Annotated in this window: 3 protein-coding genes and 2 pseudogenes; 3 read left to right on the top strand and 2 right to left on the bottom strand. The window is 55.7% G+C overall.

What is annotated here, in order from left to right:
* Positions 1–139 precede the first annotated feature (139 nt).
* Together tal and rpiB are read right to left on the bottom strand one after the other, a co-directional pair.
* Positions 140–1080: pseudogene (gene tal, locus ACTBDZ_RS14755) on the bottom strand (transaldolase).
* 4 nt (positions 1081–1084) lie between these two features.
* A complete protein-coding gene (rpiB, locus tag ACTBDZ_RS14750; protein WP_222159674.1) occupies positions 1085–1543 on the bottom strand; it encodes a ribose 5-phosphate isomerase B in 459 nt (152 codons plus the stop codon).
* A 395-nt stretch (positions 1544–1938) separates the two neighbouring features.
* On the opposite strand from rpiB, the pseudogene ACTBDZ_RS14745 reads away from it, so the two are divergent.
* The 3 genes and pseudogenes from ACTBDZ_RS14745 (at position 1939) to ACTBDZ_RS14735 (ending at position 5293) form a co-directional block, all read left to right on the top strand.
* A pseudogene (locus ACTBDZ_RS14745) lies at positions 1939–3286 on the top strand (MFS transporter).
* 1 nt (position 3287) lies between these two features.
* Positions 3288–5042 (top strand): L-erythrulose kinase, encoded by a 1755-nt coding sequence (lerK, locus tag ACTBDZ_RS14740; protein WP_438815879.1) that lies wholly within the window; start codon positions 3288–3290, stop codon positions 5040–5042.
* Positions 5039–5293, top strand: a complete 255-nt coding sequence (locus tag ACTBDZ_RS14735; RefSeq protein WP_438815878.1) for a triose-phosphate isomerase — start codon at positions 5039–5041, stop codon at positions 5291–5293. Before lerK ends, ACTBDZ_RS14735 begins: the two co-directional genes overlap by 4 nt.
* The last annotated feature ends 107 nt before the right edge of the window (positions 5294–5400 follow it).

Raw genomic sequence — 5400 nt, 5'->3', positions numbered from 1 at the left:
GATTGTTAGTATGAATCATGAGAGTTACCTCGTGTTTTGTATAAGGATTGGACACCCATATCAAAACCGGTAACTCTCAACCTTGCAAGGTCCAGTGTCAGATCAAGTCGCGACTAATACACATAATGGGCTCTCCAAATCACAGTTGCGCTGCGAGCATCGCTTCCAGTTTTTCCTGATCGATAGCGAACAGGCGAATGCCTTCGGCCAGCTTATCCACCGCCATGGCATCCTGACAATGTTCCCAGCGAAACTTGGCTTCGCTCAGTGGAGAAGGGCGGTGCAGCGCTTCCACCGACGGTGTGAGCTGGCGTGTTACCGGGGCGTTGCTGTTTTTCAACTGATCGAGCAGTGACGGTGAGATGGTCAGGCGATCGCAGCCTGCCAGCGCCAGAATCTGTTCCACTTTACGGAAGCTGGCACCCATGATCACCGTGTTATAGCGGTGGCGTTTGTAATAGTCATAGATCTTTTGCACTGAAAGCACGCCAGGATCTCGCTCGGCCTGATAGTGTTCAGCAGGTTGTTTGGCTTGATACCAGTCGTAGATACGACCAACAAACGGCGAGATAAGAAATACGCCTGCTTCGGCACAGGCGCGCGCTTGCGCGAAGGAAAACAACAGCAGTTGATCCCTTCGCGTTCCAACGCTTCCGCCGCGCGGATGCTTTCCCAGGTGGAAGCCAGTTTGATCAATATGCGCGAGCGCGGAATGTCTTTCTCTTCATACAGACCAATCAGCTTGCGCGCCTTGGCGACACACATGCCGCGATCGAATGACAGACGAGCATCCACTTCGGTAGAGAAGCGTCCCGGCACCGATTTGAGGATCTCGGCGCCGATATTGACCGCCAGACGGTCACCCGCGTTGATCAGTTGGGTAGCACTGTTCCCCCCCTGTTGGCGGGCATAGGTAATGGCTTCTTCGAACAGCGGGCTATATTGGGGCAGCGTGGCCGCTTTCAAAATCAGCGAGGGATTGGTGGTCGCATCTTCGGGCGCAAACTGACGAATCGCATCAATATCGCCGCTGTCCGCGACAACAACGGTAAACTGCTTTAGGGCATCGAGTTGATTCATCATGTCACCGCCCGTTTTCCTGCTGCTCGTAGTAGCCGATGCGATCCACTTTGGGCGCCGATCCCCCGCCTTCAAATTCAGAAGCCAGCCAGGCTGCGACGATCTCTTTTGCCAGCTCTGGCCCGATAACCCGTGCGCCCAGCGAGATGATTTGTGCATTATTACTTTTTCTGGCGCGCTGTGCGGAATAGGTGTCATGGCATTGGGCTGCCCGAATCCCCGTAACTTTGTTCGCGACAATACTCATGCCGATACCGGTGCCGCAGATCAAGATCCCGCGCTCGTGTTTCCCTTCTTTGATGGAGACGGCAACGGTGTGTGCAACATCGGGGTAGATCGGATTTTCTCCACTGGGATCGTAGCTGTAGTCGGTAACCTGCAACCCCTGCTGTTGTAAAAATTCACTAATGATGTTTTTCAAATCGATCGCGGCGCTGTCAGCGCCAATCGCAATTGCGTGCATACCCATCTCCTGCCTGACTAAAGGTCAACATAGCGCCAGATCCGGCGTTTCATGGCTAACATATACCTACTGTTTCAAATGTTCAATATGTGATTATTTGTTTTGCGTCAGAGAGTATGCATGATCTTCTGTAAAAGGTGATAAAGGTCACTAATTGCGCTTTTTGAGCGATATTTTACCTTTTTTACACATATTTGAATCATGCTCACAATTTTAAAACAGAGTGGTAGGCAAAGAATCGGTGCGATCATATCGTTCATATGTTCACTATGTGTATTATTGATTTGACTCTTTAGAGGGCATAACAATGTCTCAGACCGATACGCAAACGATAACAACGACGATAGAACATAAAGGTCACACCAGGCACTCCATCGCGAACGGCAGGGGGCTGTATGAGCAAGATATCGGCTACACAAGCGGCGCAACAGGATGCCGCAGTACCATCCTCCGCAGAGCAGTCCGCCATCCGCAAGATCTCCTTGCGTCTGGTGCCGTTCGTCGGACTGATGTTCTTTATTAACTTCCTCGATCGCACTGCAATTTCTTTTACTAGCCCGAACGGTATGAATACCGATCTGGCGCTGACCGTCGCGCAGTTTGGGCTCGCCTCCGGAATTTTCTTTATCGGTTACATTCTGTTGGAAGTGCCCAGCAACCTGGCATTACACCGTTTCGGTGCGCGCAAGTGGCTGGCGCGCATCATGGTTTCATGGGGGATTGTGTCGCTGCTGTTTACTTGGGTAAGCAGTGTGCAAGAGTTGTATATCCTGCGCTTCCTGCTGGGGATTGCCGAGGCGGGCTTCTTCCCCGGGGCCATTCTGTTCCTTAGCTTATGGGTGCCAGCGCGCTATCGCAGCAAGATTCTGGCGCTGTTTTATCTGGCGCAGCCGATGACCACCGTGCTCGGCGCACCGCTGGCAGCATGGCTTATCGAACAGCACGGCCTGTTTGGCTTGTCCGGTTGGCGTGTGATGTTCCTGGGGGTATCGATTCCGGCAATTGTGGTCGGGATTATCACCTGGTTCTATCTGGTCGATCGCCCGCAGGATGCCAAATGGCTCAACGATGATGAGAAACGCTGGCTGGTAGGTGAGTTTGAAAGCGAACATGCCGCCAAACAGCACAGCAAACACCCCAGCGTGCGCACCGTCCTGTTCAACAAGCGGGTGTGGGTGCTGTGCCTGATTTATTTCGGCTTTATTTATGGCCTGTATGCGCTGGCGTTCTTCCTGCCCACCATTATCAGCGGTTTCCAACAGCAGTTTGGTACCACCTTTAACGTGCTGGAAAAAGGATTGATTACGGCAGTGCCTTATCTGCCGGCGGCCATCGTCATGCACTTCTGGTCACGTGACGCGACCCGTCGCGGCTGCCGCACCTGGCACATTGCCATTCCGGCGTTAACCGGTGCCATCAGTATTCCGTTGGCGCTGTACATGGAGTCACCGGCCGCCACCATCGCCGTGATTACCGTGACCGCCTGTTCCATTTTCTCGGCGTTACCCAACTTCTGGACATGGGGCCTCTGCGGCAGCCGCCATTGCCCTGATCAATACCATCGGTAACGTTGCCGGGTTCTCTGCGGGGTATATCACCGGGGCGGTGCGGGGAGTTACCGGCACCTACGTTCTCCCGATGTTGATTGTCGGTGGCCTGATGCTGCTCTCTGCAATCTTGATGGTGTTATTGAGCCGTTCCGGGCAGGAATCCCAAGCCGCATCAGCCACACAGGAGCACTGATATGACCTATTTGTTTAACCAGCCGTCTGATTTTGCGCGTGAATTAACGGAAGGTTTTGTTGCGGCGCACAGTGATAAGGTGCGTCAGGTGCCGGGGGGCGTGGTCAGAAGTACCCGAAGCCCTGAAGGCAGTGTAGCTATCGTGGTAGGCGGCGGTTCTGGACACTACCCGGCGTTTTCCGGGTTGGTTGGGCAAGGTTTGGCACACGGTGCCGCGATGGGCAACCTGTTTGCTTCGCCTTCTGCGCAGCAAATCTGTTCCGTGGCGCGTGCGGCCCACAACGGTGGCGGTGTTCTGCTGACGTTCGGCAACTATGCGGGGGATGTGCTCCACTTTGGTCAGGCGAAAGCGCGTCTGAATGCCGAAGGGATCCCATGCGAACTGCTGGTGGTGACCGATGATATCTCCGGCGCGCCGCCCGAGGAGTGGCAAAAACGTCGTGGCGTAGCGGGCGATCTGGCGGTATTCAAGGCGGCGGCAGCCGCGGCGGAAGCGGGATACGATCTGGCGGCGGTGCTGGCGGTGGCTGAGCGTGCCAATCAGCACACGCGTTCTTTCGGCGTCGCCTTTTCTGGTTGCACCTTACCCGGCGCCGATCGCCCACTGTTTACTGTGCCGGAGGGCATGATGGGTGTCGGGATGGGCATCCACGGCGAACCCGGTATTAAAGATGCGCCGATTTCCAGTGCGGATGAATTGGCCGAACTGTTGGTCAATGCGCTGTTAAAAGAGGTGCCGCAGGCGGTGAGCGCACAGTCCGGGCAGCGCCTCAGCGTGGTGCTCAATGGGCTGGGCGGCGTGAAGTATGAAGAGCTGTTTGTGGTATATCGCCGCGTTGCGCAACTGCTGACGGCGCAAGGGTTGACCATCGTTGAACCGGAGGTGGGAGAACTGGTGACCAGCTTTGATATGGCTGGACTTTCACTCACCCTGTTCTGGCTGGATGAAGAGCTGGAGCGTTTCTGGTGCGCGCCTGCCAATACGCCCGCGTTTCGCAAAGGCAGCATGACGGCTGCTGAGCCTCGCGAGGAGTGTGAATTCAACGTCGAGCAGGACAGTATTCCTGAAGCAACCCCAGCATCGCGCGAGGCGGCGCAGTGTGTTGCCGCTGCCCTGGCGGCGGCGCGTGATGTCATTGTAGCGAACGTTGATGAACTGGGCAGCATTGATGTGGTTGCGGGCGATCACGGTATCGGCATGGAGCGTGGTGTGGAGGCGGCAGCGGAAACTGCCGCCAGCATGCTAGAGAGGCAGGCGGGCGCTGGTACCTTATTGCAGCGTGCGGCGGATACCTGGGCCGATCGAGCGGGGGGAACGTCGGGCGCTATTTGGGGCGTAGCGCTTAATGCGTTAGGCACAGCGCTGGGTGACAGCGCAAAACCGGATGGCTCGCGCGTTGCCCTCGGCATTCGCCAGGCAGCAGAAGGCATTATGCATTTCGGTAAGGCGAAAGCGGGTGACAAAACGCTGGTCGATGCCCTTTTACCTTTCACTGATGCGTTGACGCAGCGTGTCAATGCCGGAGAAGCGTTGCCGCAGGCCTGGTTGAAAGCCGCGCAGGTGGCACAACAGGCGGCGGATGCCACTGCGCAACTGCGTCCCAAAATTGGTCGTGCGCGTCCTTTGGAAGAAAAAAGTCTGGGTACACCGGATGCGGGCGCCATCTCGCTGGCAATGATCCTGAATGCGGTAGCGACCGTGTTGAATCAGGTTCAAACCGAGCAAGCGGCGGTACAGGAGACACAGACACAATGAGCCAGCCGGGGAATCACGAACGCGTTATCACGCTGGGTGTCAGCCTGAAAATGTATTTCGGCTACCAGCAAACCGTGGACTGGTGCCAGCGCATCCACAGCATTGTGCAGCGCCATCCTCTGGCGTCGGTGACGCAGGTCAGGTTGTTTGTGTTGCCAACCTTTCCTGCGTTGGCCCCTGCTGTCTCTCTTTTCGCTGATTCTGCCATCGATGTCGGGGCGCAAGACCTGCATTGGGGCTTTGTTGAATAAATCAGAACTTGTAACGACTGTGCCCCATCGGGTCGATTGTTACGTGATGCGAATACTGTTCGGCATTCCTAATAGCGTGATCCGGTTAAGCGCTTTGACCATCGCCA

It is taken from the genome of Symbiopectobacterium sp. (assembly GCF_051710365.1).
Lineage (GTDB): Bacteria > Pseudomonadota > Gammaproteobacteria > Enterobacterales > Enterobacteriaceae > Symbiopectobacterium.
This window is presented reverse-complemented; position numbering and strand designations above follow the sequence as displayed.